Genomic DNA, 17753 nt, shown 5'->3' with positions numbered 1-17753 from the left:
TCAGCCTTTCGCCTGACGCCGCATCAACCACGCGAACAACAACCCACCCGCATACATCAGCACGCCGTACAACGCGCCCGGCACCGCCATCTGGTCCTGCTTCAGGACGGTGCTGGCGATCACCATGGCCAACGTCGCGTTCTGCACCGACGTTTCGATGCCGAGCGTGACCGACTGCTGGCGCGACAGGCGCGCGAGCCGGGCCACGCCGAAGCCGGTCGCCAGCATCAGCAGGTTCAATGAAATGGCGAACGGCGCCAGGGTGCCGAAATTGTCGCGCAGCGCCGCCCAGTTCTTCGACACCGCGCCCAGCACGATGATGATGAACAGCACCGTGGCGATCCTGGTCGCCACCGGCTCGATGCGCAGGGCGCGCGCGGTCCATTGGTGGCGCACGAACATGCCGATCGCCACCGGCAGGCCCAGCATGATGAAGATCTGCGCCATCATCATCCCGGCCGGCGCGCGCACCGTCTGGGCCGCACCGGCGAAGTGGTCCAGCGCGAACGCGACGATCAGCGGCAAGGTGAAGATGGTCAGCACGCTCGCCACGGCGGTGAAGCTTAACGCCAGCGCCACGTCGCCGCGCGCAAGATACGTCAGCAGGTTGGACGTGGTGCCGGTCGGACTGGCCGCGAGGATCATGAACCCGACCGCGAACACGCCGGCCATGCCGCTGACCTTGATCATGGCGAAGCACACCAGCGGCAGCAGGATGAAATGGCAGACCACCCCGACCAGCAGCGCGCGCGGCTGGCGCACGATGCGGCCGAAGTCCGCGGGCGTGAGGCCCAGTCCCAGCGAAAACATGATCAGGGCCAGCGATAGCGGCAGCAGCAACGACGAGAACAGATCTCCTTGCACGCGTTTCTCCAATGAGGGTTGAATGACGATGACGGGCAGCCATCATACTGCGTTTTAGTGTTGCAATATGATTATTGAAAACCTCGTTGGGCGCACCCTGCGCACCCGGCTAGCGCAGCACCACCAGCTTGGTTTTTTTGCCGGCGCGGTAGGTGGAAACGGTCAGCGCGCCATCCCTGATATCGCCGTTGGCGTCGAAGCGGATGGTGCCGGTCAGGCCGGGATGCTGGATCTGGCGCAGCACCGGCAGGAACTTGACCGGGTCGGTGGAACCGGCTTGCCGCATGGCCGCCGCCACCGTCATCGTGGCGTCGTAGGCATGCGGGGCGTAGGTCTGGATGTCGCTGTGGAAGCGCGCGTGGAAGCGGGCGACGAAATCGGCGACCGCCTTCTCGTGCGCGGCGTCGATGCCGCCGGCCTCGGCGCAGTAGACCGCGCCGTCGCGCATGGTTCCGCCGGCCAGCGTGGGCAGCGCCTCGGTGCAGATGCCGTCGCCGCCCATGAAAGGCAGCGCCATGCCGAGCGCCTTCATCTGGCGCAGCACGCCGCCGGCGGTGGCGTCCATGCCGCCGAAGAACACCAGATCCGGCTTCTTGGCGCGGATGCGGGTCAGGATGGCGCTGAAATCGCTGGCCTTGGCGGTGGTGAACTCGCGGCCGATGATTTTCAGCCCCGGCACACTGGCCTCGGCGCTTTTGATGAATTCGTCGGCCACGCCCTGCCCGTAGGCCGAGCGGTCGTCGATCACGGCGATCCGGCGCGCGCCCAGTTCGTTGACCGCGTAGCGGCCCAGCGAGCTTCCCAGCATGTTGTCGTTGGCCACCACGCGAAACGCGCCGGCGAATTTCTGCCGCGTGTACGCGGGGGTGGTGGCCGAAGGCGAGATCTGCACCACGCCGGCGGCGTTGTAGATGCGCGAGGCCGGCACGGTGGTGCCGGAGTTGGCGTGGCCGATGACCGCCTTGACGCCCGCGTCGACCAGTTTCTGCGCCACGGCCGTGCCCTGTTTCGGATCGGCCGCGTCATCCTCGCTTTGCATGACGAACACCGCCTTGCGGCCGCCGATGGTGACGCCGCGCGCATTCAAATCCTCGATGGCCAGCGCCACGCCGTTTTCCATCGCCTTGCCCAGATGCGCGATCTCGCCGGACAACGGTCCCGCCACGCCGATCTTGACCACGTCCTGCGCCATGACGGCGCAACTCCACAGTCCGCCAAGCAATAAGGGAAAAATGCGCGTCATTGCGGCTCCGGGTGGTGAATGATTTGCGCATTCTAGCAACGAACAGGCCGATCGAGGACAACATCGCGAAACCCTGCGGCATTCCCGTACCCGAAGCCGGTGTTTGCTCTAGAATGATTGCATTTCCATCACTACACGGGCGAGCTATGAAACGGGTGATCTTCAATCAAAAAGGTGGCGTGGGGAAATCGACGATCGCGGTGAACCTCGCGGCCATCGCGGCAAGCCAGGGAAAGCGGACGCTGCTGATCGACATCGACCCGCAGTGCAACTCCAGCCGCTACGTGCTGGGGAACGCGGCGCGCGACCTCTCGCCGACCTTGGGCGCCTACTTCGAACAAGTGCTCAGCTTCAGCCAGTTCGCGCAGCCGGCCGGCCATTACGTCCACCCGACGCCGTTTGAGAACCTGTCGGTCATCGTGGCCCATCCGGAACTGGGCGACCTGCAATCGAAGCTCGAATCACGCAACAAGATCTACAAGCTGCGCGACTTGCTGCGCGAACTGGGCAAGGAGTACGACGAAATCTTCGTCGACACACCGCCCGCCTACAACTTCTTCAGCCAGGCCGCCTTGATCGCCGCCGACAGCTGCCTGATCCCTTTCGACTGCGACGATTTCTCGCGCCAGGCGCTGTACACGCTGATCAACAACATCAAGGAGATCAAGGCCGACCACAACGCCGACCTGGTGATCGAGGGCATCGTGGTCAACCAGTTCCAACCACGGGCATTGCTGCCGCAGCGCATGGTCGAACAGCTTAAGGAAGAAGGCTTGCCGGTATTCGACAGCAAGTTGTCGAGCTCGATCCGCATCCGCGAATCGCACGAACGCAATCTGCCGATGATCCACCTCGACCGCAACCACAAGCTCAGCCAGGAGTACCTTGCGCTGTATGGCGAGTTGCGGGCCGCCTAGGGCGGCGGCGTGCCGCGGCTAGCGCAGAAACATCGTCGCGACGGATCGGCACCGTGCACATGCGCCGTCTTGCTCAACGGTCGCGCCCATAGGCGGCGGGCGTTTGGCCGAAAGTCCGCTTGAACAGGCTGATGAAGGCGCTCGCGCTGGAATAGCCCAGATCGAAAGCGACCGCCTGCACCGGCATGCCCTCGGCAAGCATTTCCAGCGACCGCATCAACCTGGCCCGTTGCCGCCACGCCGTGAAGTTAAATCCGGTCTCGGCGACAAAACGCCGGCTCAAAGTGCGCGCGCCGATGGCCGCCCAGGCTGCCCAGCTGCCCAGATCGCGATCATCGGCGGGGTCGTCGATCAGCGCTTGCGCGATCTTTTGGAGCCGGGCATCGGTGGGCAGCGGCAGGCCGAAAGGCTCGACCGGCAAGGTCCTGATCTCGTCGAGGATGACTTCCACGATACGCCGCTTTTGCTCGCTCCACTCCCCTTCCGGCCACGTACTCGCGCGCAGCACCGCCTCCCTCAGCAGGCCCGAGGTGCGGATGGTGCAGGGTTGCCGGGGCAAATCATGGCAAGCCTCCTCCGCGACGTACGCGCTCCAGCCGTGAAACGGTCCATGCGACCGGCCCGAGTGCAAGTGATGCGGCGGCAGCCACACCGCGTGGATCGCCGGCACGATCCACACGCCGTCCTCCACGCCGACGGACAACAGGCCTTGCATCGACGCGAACAACTGCCCCCGGGAATGCCGGTGCGCCTCGGTGACCAGCTCTTCCTCCTGGCTGCCCTCGACGACGAACACCACCGGCCCTTCCGAGGAATTGCTGGCGTGGCGATTGATGGATAGTCTGCGCATGGCCGCATTTTGACATTAAATGGCACGGATGACGTACAGCCGCCACCAAAATCGCATTAATCTGAAGCCTTGAGTAAACAAGGAGCCAGACCATGAGCGCAGCCGGTGAAGTACCAGAGACCACAGACAAGATAGCCGCCGACGGAGGCGCCGTCGACCTCGACGCCCTGTACGCCCCGCCGTCGGAGATGATCCAGAAGGCGGTGCTGGACCACCTGGTCGATTTCCACCTGGAGTATCTGAGCGCGGCGACGTTCTTCTGCCTGGCCACGGGCAGCGATCAAGGGCTGGACGCGTCGCCGCGCGGCGGCCCCGCCGGGTTCGTGCACGCGCTCGACGCGCACACGGTGGCCTTTGCCGATTGGCCGGGCAACAACCGTATCGAATCGCTGCGCAACATCGAGCGGGACGGTCGCCTCGGCATGCTGTTCATCTTCCCGGGGCTGGAAATCTTCATGCGCATCAACGGCCGTGGCGAAGTGTCGGCCGATCCCGCATTGCTGGCGCGGCTGGCCGAAGGAGACCGCCTGCCGAAGACCGCGACGGTGGTCCGGATCGACCAAGTGCTGCTCCACTGCGGCAAGGCCGTCAACCGCGCCAAGCTATGGCGCGCCGAGTCGCAACTCGCACCCGGCGCACTGCCGAGCGTCGGCAAGATCATCGCCGCGCTCGGAAAACGCGACCATCCCGAGGCGTCCATGGACGCCGCGCAGATCGAACAGATCAACCAGCACTACGATCACTCGGTACGGCACGACCTGTACTAGCCGCTAATCATCCCGCGCCCTTTTTGGTGACGACCACCTCCAGATATTCGGCCGGCGCGACCAGCGACGACGGCCCGGCGATATTCACCCGCTCCAGCAGGTCGAGCAGATCGCGCTCGAGCGCCTGGCGGCCGGCGGGATCGAGCGCGGCGAACGCCTTGTGCGTCGGTCCGTAGTAATCCCGGAACACCTGTAGCCAGTGGCGCGGCGACGCATAGCGGAACTTGAACATGCGGGACGCGATGTCGATGCGCCCCGCCTGCTCGCCGAACAGGCCGCGCAGATGCGTCTCCGTCCCCCACAGCAGCGGCGACTGCACACCGGCCGGCGGCGGCACATGGGCGCCGACCACCTTGAACAGCTGGCCGATGACGCCGGCCGGCGTCCAGTTGGCCAGGCCGATGCGGCCGCCGGCGCGCACCACGCGCAGCATTTCGCCCGCGGTGCGCGCATGGTCCGGGGCGAACATCGCGCCGAACGTCGACAGCGCGACATCGAACGCGCCATCGGCGAACGGCAGGTCTTCGGCGTCGGCCTCGCGGAACTCGACCGCCAGCCCCTCGGCGGCGGCGCGCGCCCGCCCCTTCTCCAGCAGGGCAGGCACATAGTCGGTGGACGTGACCGAGGCGAAGCGGCGCGCCGCCGCCAGGGTGGCGTTGCCGTTGCCGGCGGCGACGTCGATGACCTTTTCGCCGGCGCGCAAATCGACCGCCTCCGCCAGCGATTCGCCGACGATTTGCAGCGTGACGCCGACCACGGCGAAATCGCCGCTGGCCCAGGTCGCCTGCTGCCGCTGCTTGACGGCGGCCAGGTCCGGCGTGGTTGTGGGGATGGATGCGCTCATGGGACCTCCTTGCTCAAACCTGTTGGACCGCCGGCGGCCGCACAGGTTCAAACCGCGACGCTCACTTCACGGGGATCACCGCGGGCTTGTCCTTGTCCTTGAGCAGCCACACCAAAAACTTCGCCGGCTTGGTCTTGCTGGCGTTGCGTCCCACCGTGTGCAGGTCGGCCGGCCCCTCGTAAAAAGTCTGGCCGGCGTTGAGCGTATGTTCCTTGCCGCCCTGGACGCCCATGACGATGCTGCCCTCGAGCACGTAGATGAAGCCGTGCGCGTCGTGGCGGTGCACCGGGTCGGCGCCGCCCGGCGCATAGTCGACGGTAATCATCAGCACTTCCTTGCCGGGAAAATCGGCCAGCGCCTGGGTGAACAGCGGCGTGACGACCGGTTCCGGCGCGGCGGCGCGCACCGGCGGCGCGAGCAACACGGCCGGCAACAGGCCGGCGAGACAGAGGATCTTGTTGAGTTGGGACATGGCGCGGCTCCTTGATCGGTGCGGCTGCGACATCGCAGCGGCAGCCGCAGTGTGGGGCCGCGCGCGCCGCCGCGCTAGCCACGCGCCGGGCCCCACACTGGTGCCTCAAGAACACCAATCGCGCGCCGGCGCCCGTGGCACAGTGAGTCCTTTACCAAGCTTGGGACTGGCTATGCACATCGGTAAATCCTATGGGGTGTTCGAGTTCGTGCGCTGGACGCGCCGCAAGGCCTGCATCCTGGCGCCGCTCACGCTGGCGCCGGTCGCGCTGTATCAACTGGCGGGATGGCGCTGGCTGTCGCTGCCCTGGCCGGTGCTGGCACTGCTGGGCACGGCCGCCGCTTTCATCGTCGGCTTCAAGAACGCCCACACCTACGGCCGCACGGTCGAGGCGCAGCAGATCTGGAGCGCGATCACCAGCGCCAGCCGCTATTGGGGACTGATCAGCCGCGACTTCCCGGCCGGCGGCGCGGCGACTCGGGAACTGGTGCACCGCCACCTGGCGTGGCTGACGGCGCTGCGCTACGAGCTGCGCAGCCCGCGCGTGTGGGAGTCGGCCGCGCGCCACCACAACCTCGACTACGGAAACCGGCGCTACGAGGTGCCCGAGCGCGCCGTCGCGCTCGACCGCGCGCTGAGCCCACATCTGCCACCGGAGACGGTGGCGGCGCTGCTGCGGGGCGGCCGCCCGGCAACCGACCTGCTCGCGCTGCAGAGCGGCGCCATCCGCGCGCTGTACGCCGACCAGCACCTGCCCGTGCTGCACCATACCGAGATGCAAAAGACGCTCAAGGACCTGACCGAGCAACAGGCCCGCGCCGAGCGCATCAAGAATTTTTCGTACCCGCGCCAGTACGCCGTCATCCACGCCATCCTGGTGTGGACCTTCGCCGCGCTGCTGCCGCTGGGCGTGGTGCGGGAGTTCGACCGGCTCAACGACGGCGCCGCCGGGCTGATGGCCGGGCAGATGGCCTGGCTGGCGGTGCCGTTCAGCATGCTGCTGTCGTGGATGTACGTCTCGCTCGACCAGGTCGGCGAGAGCACCGAAAACCCGTTCGAGGGCGGCGCCAACGACGTGCCGATCTCGCAGATCTGCGCCAACCTCGAGGCCGAGCTGCACGCGCTGATCGGCGAGGCGGCGCCGGCGGCGATGCCGGCGCCGCCGCGCAACGACATCGTCCTTTAACCCCCCATCCCACCGGAGACTCCCGATGAAACTCTACCATATGCCCGGCGCCTGCTCGCTGGCCGACCTGATCGTGCTCGACTGGATCGGCGCGCCGCACCAGGCGATCCGCATGGACCTCGACAGCATCAAGTCGCCGCACTACCTCGCCATCAACGCCGGCGGCAATGTGCCGCTGCTGGTGCACGGCGACTTCCTGCTGACCGAGAACGTCGCCATCCTCGGCTACCTGGCCGATCTGCACCCCGGCGCCGCGTTGCTGGGCGACGGCAGCGCGCGCGGCCGGGCCGAGGTGATGCGCTGGCTCGGCTTCCTGAACTCCGACGTCCACAAGGCGTTCAAGCCGCTGTTCTCGCCGGCGCGCTTCCTCGACGAACGCGACCGCGACGACGCGCTGGCGCGCAACGCGCGCCACCACGTGCGCCTGTACCTGGAACGGCTCGAGGCGCACATGGACGGCCGCGAGTGGCTCACCGGCGCGCGCTCCGTGGCCGATCCCTACCTGTTCGTGGTGCTGCGCTGGGCCGAGGCCAAGCTGGTGGACCTGCACGGCCTGCCCAACCTGGCCCGCTTCAGCGACCGCATGGCGCGCGACCCCGGCGTGCGCGCGGCGCTGCGCGCCGAGCAGGCCTGAGCGGGCGGCGCCGGCCATGGCGCGATTTGCCCGCTATTTGTCGTTTACGCGGCGCCCCCGCCAACCCTATGATGAAAAGGACATTGACGGCGGCATCGATTGAAAGGACGGCATGAAAAGCGAAAGCTTCGGGAGCGGGGACCAGGGCGCGCCGCCGGGCGGCATCGCGGCAACTATCGGCAAGGCCGGCGCGCCGGCGCCCGACCCGCTGGCGTCGAGCTTCTCGACCACCTATGCCGGCGTGCTGGCGTTCATCGCGGTGGTGCACGAGGGCTCGTTCGCCAAGGCGGCCGAGCGGCTGGGCATCGGCCGCTCGGCGGTCAGCCGCAGCGTCCAAAAGCTGGAGACGCAACTCGACACCCGGCTGTTCCTGCGCACCACCCGCAGCACCTCGCTCACCGGCGAGGGCGAGCTGTTCTACGCCAACTGCAAACCCGGCGTCGAGCGCATCGTGCAATCGGTCGAGGAGATGCGCGAACTGCGTTGCGGCAGTCCGCGCGGCCAGCTGCGCCTGCACGCGACGGTCGATTTCGGCCGCCAGGTGGTGGCCCCGCTGCTGCGCGGTTTCCACGCCAGCTATCCGGATATCACGCTCGACCTGATCCTCGACGACAGCCCGGTCGACTTCATCGCCGACCGCATCGACGTCTCCTTCCGCAACGGCCGCATGGACGACGGCCAGGTGGTGGTGCGGCAGTTGATTCCGATGCAGATGCTGGTGTGCGCCGCGCCCGCGTACGCGCGCGCGCACGGCCTGCCGCAAACGATCGCCGAGCTGGAACGGCACCGCTGCGTCAACCTGCGCCTGCCGTCCGGCCGCCTGTATGAATGGGAATTCAAGGAAAACGGCCTGCCGCGCAAGCTGCTGCCCAAGGCGGCGCACAGCTTCAACGACGCCGGCCTGGTGCTGCAGGCGGTGCTCGACGGCGAGGGCGTGGCGCAGATGGCCGGCTACCAGGTGTGCGAGCACCTGCGCGCCGGCCGGCTGGTGGCCTGCCTGCCGCAGCACGCCCCGGACGACCGCGGCCACTTCATCTGCTACCTGAGCCGGCACCACCTGCCGCCGCGCATCCGCGTGTTCATCGATTACATGACGCCGCGCATCCGCGCCCTCGACCTGCATTGCCTGAGCAGCTTCGCGGCGCAGTTGCCGCGCGGGCTGGCCGCCACGCTCTGACGCGGGCCGCCGGCGCCCGCGCCGGCGCCGACGGTCCATTGGTGCCAAACACGCACCGTGGCGTGTCCCGCAACGTGCCTAGTGCGGCCCGCCGCGCGGCCCTACACTGGGTGCGCCACCAAGGAGACCCCCGTTGAAAAAGCGCCTCGCGCCCCCCTCGATATCGCTGCTCGACAAATACGTCGGCGACACCTTCCAGCCGTTGTACTCGACCAGCGTGCGGGTCAGCGGCGGCGAGACCGCGCACGGGCGCGCCTCCGGCGTGGCCCGCTCCGACGACGGCAACCTGGAACTGGAGTTGCGCCTGCCGGGCGCGCTGGGCGGCCCCGGCGGCGGCACCAATCCCGAACAGCTGTTCGCCGCCGGTTTCGCCGCCTGTTTCCACGGCGCCCTCAATCTGCTGGCGACCAAGGCCGGCATCGCGGTCGGCGACGCCACCGTCGATGTCGCCGTCAGCTTCGGCCGCGACCCGGTCGACGGCCTCTACACCTTGACGGCCGACGTGCGCATCGACCTGCCGGGCGTGCCGCGCGCCATCGCCGAGGACCTGATACGCAGCACCGAACGGGTCTGCCCCTACGCCAAGATGGCGCGCCAGGGCATCGTCTGCGTCGTCGCGCTGGTGCGCTAGCGGACCGGCCGGCGGCCGCGCCGATTGGTGCGTTCGGCGCACCACGGTGCGGCCCGCCACAGGGCTACCGCCCTGCCGGCCACCGTCCTACACTCGATTCCGAACTGCGACACTCGCAAACGGAATCCCAGCCGCACTGGGACGGGCCGCACCGGCCCGCTATCGGGAGTATCACCTCATGAAAATCATCGTTATCGGCGGCACAGGCCTGATCGGCAGCAAACTGGTCGCCCTGTTGAACCAGCGTGGCCACGAGGCTGTGGCCGCGTCGCCCAACTCGGGCGTCAACACGCTCACCGGCGAAGGCCTGGCCGGCGCGCTGGCCGGCGCCGACATCGTGGTCGACGTCGCCAACTCGCCCTCGTTCGCCGACCAGGACGTCATGGACTTCTTCACCACGTCCGGCCGCAACCTGCTGGCGGCCGCCGCCGCCGCCGACGTCAAGCACCACGTGGCGCTGTCGGTGGTCGGCACCGACCGGCTGGCCGACAGCGGCTACTTCCGCGGCAAGATCGCACAGGAAAAACTGATCCGCGAATCGGGCCTGCCCTACACCATCGTGCACTCGACGCAATTCTTCGAATTCCTCGGCGGCATCGCAGCCTCGGCGGCCGATGGCGACACCATCCGCCTGTCGCCGGCCTATGTGCAAGCGATCAGCTCCGACGACGTGGCGCAGGCGATGGCTGACTACACGCTCGGCGCGCCGCAAAACGGCGTGGTCGAAATCGGCGGGCCGGAGCGGGTACGCTTGTCGGACTTGGTACAGCATTACCTGACGTTTAAAAACGATCCCCGCAAGGTCGTCGCCGACGTCCACGCGCGCTACTTCGGCGCCGAACTCCAGGAAAACACGCTGGTGCCCGGCGACGACGCCCGCCTGGGCGCGATCAAGGTCGACGCCTGGTTGCAGGCGCAGGCGGCCAGGTAACAGCGGCGCGGCGCGTCAAGCGCCGCGCGCCGCGCCGGGTTCGGCCGCCAGCCGGCGCCGGTACTCGGTGGGCGACAGCTGCAAATGCCGCTGGAACGTCTTGCGCATGCGCCCTTCGTCGCCGAAGCCGCATTGCAACGCGATCTGGTCGATGTTGCGATCGGAATCCTCGAGCAGCCGGCGCGCCGCCTCGAGGCGAAAATTCTCGACCGCCTTGGCCGGTGTCTGGCCGGTCTTTTCCTTGTAGACGCGGGTGAAGTTGCGCGGACTCATTTGCATGCGTTCTGCCAGCAACTCGACGCTGAAGTCGACCACGGCCAGGTTCTCCACGATCCACAGATGCAAGCGGTCGAACAACGGGCTGTCCGTCGACTGCGCCCGCAACATCGAGCTGAGCTGGGGATGGCCGCTGGGCCGCTTGACGAACACCACCAGCTCGCGCGCGACCGCCAGCGCCACCTCGCGCCCGCAATCCTGTTCCACCATCGCCAGCGCCAGGTCGATGCCGGCGGTGACGCCGCCCGAGGTCCAGGTCTCGCCTTGCTGCACGAAGATCGCTTCGCGGTCGACCTCGATGGACGGGTGGGTCTGGCGCAGCAGGTCGCACACCAGCCAATGGGTGGCGGCGCGCTTGCCGTCCAGCAGCCCGGCCGCCGCCAGCAGGAACGCGCCGGTGCACACCGAGGCCACGCGGCGCGTGGCGGCGGCGCGTGCCCGCAGCCAGTCCACCAGCGGCGCCGAGCGCGCCACGGCGGCGACGATGTCCGGCGCGCCGGGGACGACCAGGGTGTCGATGCCGACGCCCGCGAAGGCGTCGAGCGGCTCGGTCTGGAACCCGACGCCCTCCAGGGTCTGCACCATGCCGCCGTCGACGCTGACGGTGTGGCGCGCATAGCCCGGCAGGCCGCGCTCCTCCATGTACTTCGACGCGCACCAGAACACGGTTTGCGGCCCGGCGATATCGAGCATGCACATGCCGGGAAAGCCGACAAACAGCACCACGCGTGCTGGTCCGGGCGGCGGCGAAGAGGTGGTCGCGATCATGTGCATGCCTTCGATGAAACCTTCGGAATGTGCCCGCAAGGCCCGGGCCGGGTGCCTGAAATAAACTGCGACAAACTGAGTCGGAGTTAAGTATAGCATCGCCGGCGGGGCGCTTGCCAGACGCGGCGAAAGCGCCTACCATCGAATTACGATCCATCGAGTCCGAGTTTTCATGTCACACATCAGTACCGCCGTCGAGTACGGCCTGCATTGCCTGTTGCTGCTGGCTACCGCCGAGGCGTCCACGCCCGAGACCAGCGCGCGCGACCTGGCCGAGCTGCAAGGCGTGTCGCCCGACTACGTCGCCAAGCTGTTCACCAAGCTGGGCAAGGCGGGACTGGTGCGCGCCACCGAGGGCGCGCGCGGCGGCTATACGCTGGCCAAGCCGCTCGACCAGATCAGCGTGCTGGCCGTGGTGGAGGCGATCGACGGCAAAAAGGACCTGTTCGCCTGCCGGGAGATCCGCGCCCGTTGCGCCGTCTTCGACGGCGAGCCGCCGCGCTGGGCGACCCAGGGGGTGTGTTCGATCCACGCCGTGATGCTGGCGGCCGAGCAAAGCATGCGCGCGGTGCTGGCCGGGCACACCTTGGCCGATCTGAGCCGGCGGGTCGACGCCAAGGCGCCGGCCGGCTTTTCGTCGTCGGTGGTCGGATGGCTGGAGCGCAGGCGCTAGGGCGCGCGCGGGCGATATCGATTTTAATATCGGATCGACCATAAACTTCATTGGACCGCCGCCCCGTATCGGCCTACCGTCGGCGGACAACCCCGTTACCGACGAGAGAATAACAATGAAGAGACTATTTACCGCTCTGAGCCTTGCGGCCAGCGCGCAGCTATGCATGGCGGCGCCACCGGCCCCCGTTCCGGTCAAGTTGACCGTCGACGCGGCCAAGGTCCAGGGCCCGATGACGCCGATCTGGGCCTGGTTCGGCTATGACGAACCCAACTACACCACCGCGCCCAATGGCAAGAAGCTGCTCGGCGATATCGCAGCGCTGAGCCCGGTCCCGGTGTATGTGCGCGCGCACAACCTGATGACCTCGGGCGACGGCAGCTACGCGCTCAAATGGGGCTCGACCGATATGTACAGCGAAGACCGGGACGGCAAGCCGGTCTACAACTGGACCATCATCGACCGGATCTTCGACACCTATATCGAACGTGGCATGAAACCGCTGGCGCAAATCGGTTTCATGCCGCAGGCGCTGTCGCAGCGTCCGCATCCCTACCAGCATCGCTGGCAGCCGGGCACGCGCTACGAGGAGATCATGACCGGCTGGGCCACGCCGCCCAACGACTACGACAAGTGGGCCGAGCTGATCTACCAATGGGTCCGCCACAGCGTGGCGCGCTACGGCCAGCAGGAAGTGGAAAGCTGGTATTGGGAAGTGTGGAACGAGCCGGACGGCCACTACCTGATCGCGCCCGACACCAAGCTCGAATACTTCAAGATGTACGACTACGCGGCCGACGCCGTCAAGCGCGCGCTGCCGACGGCGCGCATGGGCGGACCGCACACGGCCGGCGCGGGACGCTTCATGGACGATTTCCTCGAGCACGTCCTGCGCGGCAAGAACCACGCGACCGGCAAGACCGGCGCGCCGCTGGACTTCGTCGCCTTCCACGCCAAAGGCTCGCCCAAGCTGGTCGACGGCGTGGTGCGCATGGGCATGGACATGCATTTCAAGCGGCTCGACCAGGGGTTCGCGCTGGTCGAGAAATACCCCGAGCTCAAGGGCGTTCCGGTAATCATCGGCGAATCCGATCCGGAAGGCTGCGCAGCCTGCGGCATGGCGACCAATCCGGAAAACGCCTACCGCAACGGCACGCTGTATTCGAGCTATACGGCGGCCTCGATCGCGCGCGAGTTCGATCTGGCGGCCCGGCGCGGCGTCAATCTGATCGGCGCCGTCAACTGGTCGTTCGAGTTCGAGGACCAGCCCTGGTTCGCCGGCTTCCGCGACCTCGCCACCAACGGCGTCAACAAGCCGGTGCTGAACGTGTTCCGCATGTTCGGCATGATGAAGGGCGAGCGTGTCGCCGTCGGCGGCGACCAGGCCTACGACGCGGCGCGCATCATGGCCGAAGGCGTGCGCGGCCCGCGCACCGACATCAACGCGCTGGCGAGCCGGGACAACAACAGCATCGCGGTGATGGTGTGGAACTACCACGACGACGACGTCATCGACGCCGGCTCGCCGGTGGAACTGCGCATCGCCGGCATTCCGGCCAAACAGGTACTGATGCGGCACTACCGCGTCGACAACGACACCAGCAATTCCTACACCGCATGGAAGCGCATGGGCGCGCCGGCCAGTCCGACAGCGGCGCAAATCGCCGAGCTGCAAAAGGCCAGCGAACTCGCGCAAGTGGGCGCGACGTCGACGCTGAAAACGACCAACGGCAGCGCGCTGGTGAAGATGCAGCTGCCGCGCCAGGCGGTATCGCTGGTCATCCTGAGCTACAAATAAGTCGGATGGCGTGGGGCGGATCCGGCGCAACGCCGCAATCCGCCCGATCTGACTTGAATGCCTAGTTGGCGATCACGAACGGCCAGCCATCGGCGGTGAAGCCGAGCGGGTTGATGCCGAGGGTGGCGGCGCCGCCGTTGTTGCCGTCGTAGTAGTGATAAACAAACGTCGGCCGGTTGTTGTTGCCGGCGTCGGTGAACACGCTGCCGCCGCCCGGACCGATCACGTTGCCGTGGGTGCTGAGCAGGATCGTGCCGCCGCCGGCCGTCAACGCCACGCCGCCGCGATCCACATACGGCCCGGTCACGCTGGTCGAGCGGCCCACGATCGTGCGGTACGGCGAGCTGGCGTTGCAGCACACGTTGATCGGCGCGAAGAAGTAGTAATACCCGTTGTAGTAATAGATGAACGGCCCCTCGACGGCCGACGTCGGCGAGCCGCGCCGCGCGATCGTATAGACGGTGGTGTTGGTGGTCGACTGCAGGCCGGTGGCCGGATTGAGCTGCATCAGATGCAGGCCATCGGTCCACGAACCCCACGTCATCCACCAGTTGCCGCTGGCGTCGCGGAACGGCGCCGGATCGATCGCGTTGTCGGTGGTCTTCTTGAAACCGGCCGGCGGCACGTCGTTGCTGGTCCAGGACCGCGTGACGACGCCCTTGTCGGTCCACGGTCCTTGCGGCGCGGAACTGGTGGCGACGCCGATCAGCGCCTTGGCCTGCGTGCTCGGCAGGTAAGGAATCGAGTAGTACTGGTAGTAGGTGCCGTTGACCACCATCAGGCTCGGGGCCCAGATGTCGGTGTTGGCGCCGTTGTTCCATCCCTTCGGCGTCTGCAGGCCGCTCCACGACGGGAAATCCGGTCCGATCGACGGGCACGTCGCATAGCCGCCGCGCTGCGCGGTGGTGCAGTTGGTGTACGGCGTGAAGGTGTTGAGATCGGTCGATGTGGCCAAGGTCTGATGGCTGCCGTAGAGCCAGTAGGTCCCGCCCGCATCCCTCAGCATGTAGGGATCGTGGACGAAGCGGCCGTTGCCGCTGACGGCGCGCGGCAGCGGATACGGCCGCACCTGCGTGTTCACCAGCTGCCACTCCTGGCAGGCGCAGCCGGTCAAGCCCCACTGGTCGATGGTGGCGGTGTTCAGGTTACTGGCCTGGAACACTTCCAGATACTTGCCGCTGTTGACGTTCTGGATCAGGAAGTTGCCGCTGGCGGCCTGGGTGACGGTCCACAGGTGGTCGCGCGTGCCGCTGTCGGCCCACTGGACGATTTGCGCGCCGTCGGCGGTCGAGGCGCTGGACACGCCCAGCACCTGGTGCGTCAGCATGTTCTCGATGTTGTACTCGCCGTTGCCCATCGGCATGAAGTGCCACAGGTGATCGGTGGTGCCGTTGTCGGCCCATTGCACCACCTTGGCGCCGGCGGCCTGGCTGGCGCCGTCGATGCCCAGCACCAGCCCGCTGGCGGCGTTCTTGATCTTGTACTGCACGCTGGTGTTGATCGTGATCGCGGCGTGCGCGGAAAAGGCCGAGCCGGCCAGGCAGGCCAGCATCGCCAACCATAAAAGTATGCGTTTCATTATTGTCTCCAAGGATAGTGATCAGGTAGTCCGGAGCAATGCATGAATTCGTTCTTATCGGGAGGACCCGGCTCCGAACCGCGCGTGTCGATTTTTTTATTATTGCCAGTCCATGCTACTGGGCGCCCCCGAATCCCTCCAATCACATTTTCACCGGCGTCGATACGGGTTTCGGTATGCGCGCGGCGCCGACGCGGCCCGCGCCCGCCCGGATTACTCAGCAGCTGAAAAGCCGTTTCACATCGCGGGATCGCGCCGCAATTTATGCGGACCCAGCCATATCATTTTTTGAAAGTTCGTTTCACATGCCAAAATTCACAAATCAAGTCGTTGAATACAAACAGATAAATTTATGTCCTATGTCTTATATAAGACCTTGATGCAACGCACCAAAATACCCTACTATTTAGTCATGGAGTTCGCGATAAAACACCCAGCGGAACTCGACGATTTTCCAAACGCGCTTTTTTTCCTTCAGGAGATACACATGTCCCAATATCAAGACGACATCAAGGCAGTTGCCGGTTTAAAAGAACAACAAGGTAGCGCCTGGAACGCCATCAATCCCGAATCGGCCGCCCGCATGCGCGCCCAGAACAAATTCAAGACCGGTCTGGACATCGCCAAGTACACCGCCAAGATCATGCGCGCCGACATGGCCGCCTACGACGCCGACTCGTCCAAGTACACCCAGTCGCTCGGTTGCTGGCACGGTTTCATCGGCCAGCAGAAGATGATCTCGATCAAGAAGCACTTCAACAGCACCGACCGCCGCTACCTCTACCTGTCGGGCTGGATGGTCGCCGCGCTGCGCTCCGAATTCGGCCCGCTGCCGGACCAGTCGATGCACGAGAAAACCGCCGTCACCGCGCTGATCAAGGAGCTGTACACCTTCCTGCGCCAGGCCGACGCCCGCGAACTGGGCGGCCTGTTCCGTGAGCTGGACGCCGCCGAAGGCGCAGCCAAGGCCGCCATCCAGGAAAAAATCGACAACCACATCACCCATGTGGTGCCGATCATCGCCGACATCGACGCCGGCTTCGGCAACGCCGAGGCGACCTACCTGCTGGCCAAGCAATTCATCGAAGCGGGCGCGTGCTGCATCCAGATCGAAAACCAGGTCTCCGACGAGAAGCAATGCGGCCACCAGGACGGCAAGGTCACCGTGCCGCACGAAGACTTCCTGGCCAAGATCCGCGCCATCCGCTACGCCTTCCTGGAACTGGGCGTGGACGACGGCGTCATCGTCGCCCGCACCGATTCGCTCGGCGCCGGCCTGACCAAGCAGATCGCCGTCACCGCCACGCCGGGCGACCTGGGCGACCAGTACAACGCCTTCCTCGATTGCGAGGAAGTGTCGGCCGACGCGCTGGGCAACGGCGACGTCATCATCAAGCGCGACGGCAAGCTGCTGCGTCCGAAGCGCCTGCCAAGCAACCTGTTCCAGTTCCGCGCCGGCACCGGCGAGGCGCGCTGCGTGCTCGACTGCATCACGTCGCTGCAGAACGGCGCCGACCTGCTGTGGATCGAGACCGAAAAACCGCACATCTCGCAGATCGGCGGCATGGTCAGCGAAATCCGCAAGGTCATCCCGAACGCCAAGCTGGTCTACAACAACAGCCCGTCGTTCAACTGGACCCTGAACTTCCGCCAGCAGGTGTACGACGCGATGAAGGAAGCCGGCAAGGATGTGTCGTCGTACGAGCGCAGCAAGCTGATGAGCGTGGAATACGACCAGAGCGAACTGGCCATCACGGCCGACGAGAAGATCCGCACCTTCCAGGCCGACGCGGCCCGCGAAGCCGGCATCTTCCACCACCTGATCACGCTGCCGACCTACCACACCGCCGCGCTGTCGACCGACAACCTGGCCAAGGAATACTTCGGCGAGCAAGGCATGCTGGGCTATGTGGCCGGCGTGCAACGCAAGGAAATCCGCCAGGGCATCGCCTGCGTCAAGCACCAGAACATGTCCGGCTCGGACATCGGCGACGACCACAAGGATTACTTCAGCGGCGAGGCGGCACTGAAAGCGGCCGGTAAAGACAACACCATGAACCAGTTCTAAGATCCACGAAATCCGCTGACTGACTGAAAAAGCCCGCTACCGCGGGCTTTTTTTTCGCCCGGGCGCGCCGCCACC

The 17753-nt window shown here is 66.3% G+C and carries 17 protein-coding genes; 10 read left to right on the top strand and 7 right to left on the bottom strand.

The annotated features are described in order from the left end of the window. Together BMX85_RS27710 and BMX85_RS27705 are read right to left on the bottom strand one after the other, a co-directional pair. Positions 1-864 (bottom strand): bile acid:sodium symporter family protein, encoded by an 864-nt coding sequence (locus BMX85_RS27710; RefSeq protein ID WP_143068084.1) that lies wholly within the window; start codon positions 862-864, stop codon positions 1-3. Positions 865-973: 109 nt separating this feature from the next. Continuing rightward, a complete protein-coding gene (locus tag BMX85_RS27705; protein WP_090326820.1) occupies positions 974-2107 on the bottom strand; it encodes a branched-chain amino acid ABC transporter substrate-binding protein in 1134 nt (377 codons plus the stop codon). Between the two features lie 146 nt (positions 2108-2253). Here BMX85_RS27705 and BMX85_RS27700 point away from each other — a divergent pair, with 146 nt between their 5' ends. After that, a complete protein-coding gene (locus BMX85_RS27700; RefSeq protein WP_090326816.1) occupies positions 2254-3024 on the top strand; it encodes a ParA family protein in 771 nt (256 codons plus the stop codon). Positions 3025-3097: 73 nt separating this feature from the next. Here BMX85_RS27700 and BMX85_RS27695 read toward each other — a convergent pair whose 3' ends face one another. Beyond that, complete coding sequence (locus tag BMX85_RS27695; RefSeq protein WP_090326812.1) at positions 3098-3874, bottom strand: AraC family transcriptional regulator; 777 nt, start codon at positions 3872-3874, stop codon at positions 3098-3100. A gap of 92 nt (positions 3875-3966) precedes the next feature. Between BMX85_RS27695 and BMX85_RS27690 the strand changes: the two genes are divergently transcribed. Continuing rightward, positions 3967-4641, top strand: coding sequence for an MSMEG_1061 family FMN-dependent PPOX-type flavoprotein (locus BMX85_RS27690; protein ID WP_090326807.1), 675 nt, complete (start codon positions 3967-3969; stop codon positions 4639-4641). A gap of 7 nt (positions 4642-4648) precedes the next feature. Here the strand turns inward: BMX85_RS27690 and BMX85_RS27685 are convergent, their stop codons facing one another. Then, positions 4649-5485, bottom strand: coding sequence for a class I SAM-dependent methyltransferase (locus BMX85_RS27685; RefSeq protein WP_090326801.1), 837 nt, complete (start codon positions 5483-5485; stop codon positions 4649-4651). A gap of 61 nt (positions 5486-5546) precedes the next feature. Beyond that, the gene (locus tag BMX85_RS27680) at positions 5547-5957 is read right to left on the bottom strand and encodes a cupin domain-containing protein (RefSeq protein WP_090326798.1); all 411 of its coding nucleotides are present in this window, start codon (positions 5955-5957) and stop codon (positions 5547-5549) included. A 172-nt stretch (positions 5958-6129) separates the two neighbouring features. Between BMX85_RS27680 and BMX85_RS27675 the strand changes: the two genes are divergently transcribed. From BMX85_RS27675 to BMX85_RS27655, 5 genes are all read left to right on the top strand, one after another. Further along, the gene (locus tag BMX85_RS27675) at positions 6130-7143 is read left to right on the top strand and encodes a bestrophin family protein (RefSeq protein ID WP_090326792.1); all 1014 of its coding nucleotides are present in this window, start codon (positions 6130-6132) and stop codon (positions 7141-7143) included. Positions 7144-7168: 25 nt separating this feature from the next. Then, complete coding sequence (locus tag BMX85_RS27670) at positions 7169-7777, top strand: glutathione binding-like protein (RefSeq protein ID WP_090326787.1); 609 nt, start codon at positions 7169-7171, stop codon at positions 7775-7777. Between the two features lie 112 nt (positions 7778-7889). After that, entirely contained in the window at positions 7890-8954 is a 1065-nt protein-coding gene (locus tag BMX85_RS27665) for a LysR family transcriptional regulator (RefSeq protein ID WP_090326784.1), read from the top strand. Positions 8955-9087: 133 nt separating this feature from the next. Next, entirely contained in the window at positions 9088-9585 is a 498-nt protein-coding gene (locus tag BMX85_RS27660; RefSeq protein WP_090326779.1) for an Ohr family peroxiredoxin, read from the top strand. A gap of 178 nt (positions 9586-9763) precedes the next feature. After that, a complete protein-coding gene (locus BMX85_RS27655) occupies positions 9764-10516 on the top strand; it encodes an SDR family oxidoreductase (protein WP_090326774.1) in 753 nt (250 codons plus the stop codon). Positions 10517-10531: 15 nt separating this feature from the next. On the opposite strand, the gene BMX85_RS27650 is transcribed toward BMX85_RS27655, so the two are convergent. Continuing rightward, a complete protein-coding gene (locus tag BMX85_RS27650) occupies positions 10532-11560 on the bottom strand; it encodes a GlxA family transcriptional regulator (protein ID WP_090327085.1) in 1029 nt (342 codons plus the stop codon). A gap of 172 nt (positions 11561-11732) precedes the next feature. Here BMX85_RS27650 and BMX85_RS27645 point away from each other — a divergent pair, with 172 nt between their 5' ends. Together BMX85_RS27645 and BMX85_RS27640 are read left to right on the top strand one after the other, a co-directional pair. Next, positions 11733-12233, top strand: coding sequence for an RrF2 family transcriptional regulator (locus BMX85_RS27645; RefSeq protein ID WP_090326770.1), 501 nt, complete (start codon positions 11733-11735; stop codon positions 12231-12233). A 115-nt stretch (positions 12234-12348) separates the two neighbouring features. Further along, positions 12349-14031 carry a GH39 family glycosyl hydrolase gene (locus BMX85_RS27640; RefSeq protein WP_090326766.1) on the top strand — a complete coding sequence of 561 codons (1683 nt, stop codon included), beginning with the start codon at positions 12349-12351 and terminating at the stop codon, positions 14029-14031. 61 nt (positions 14032-14092) lie between these two features. Here the strand turns inward: BMX85_RS27640 and BMX85_RS27635 are convergent, their stop codons facing one another. Next, positions 14093-15610, bottom strand: coding sequence for a family 43 glycosylhydrolase (locus BMX85_RS27635; protein ID WP_090326762.1), 1518 nt, complete (start codon positions 15608-15610; stop codon positions 14093-14095). Positions 15611-16097: 487 nt separating this feature from the next. On the opposite strand from BMX85_RS27635, the gene BMX85_RS27630 reads away from it, so the two are divergent. After that, positions 16098-17678 carry an isocitrate lyase gene (locus BMX85_RS27630; protein ID WP_090326757.1) on the top strand — a complete coding sequence of 527 codons (1581 nt, stop codon included), beginning with the start codon at positions 16098-16100 and terminating at the stop codon, positions 17676-17678. The last annotated feature ends 75 nt before the right edge of the window (positions 17679-17753 follow it).

This window comes from Duganella sp. CF517 (genome assembly GCF_900110275.1).
Classification (GTDB): domain Bacteria; phylum Pseudomonadota; class Gammaproteobacteria; order Burkholderiales; family Burkholderiaceae_D; genus Rugamonas.
Note: the sequence above shows the minus strand (reverse complement) of the source record. Positions and strands in the feature narration are given on the sequence as shown.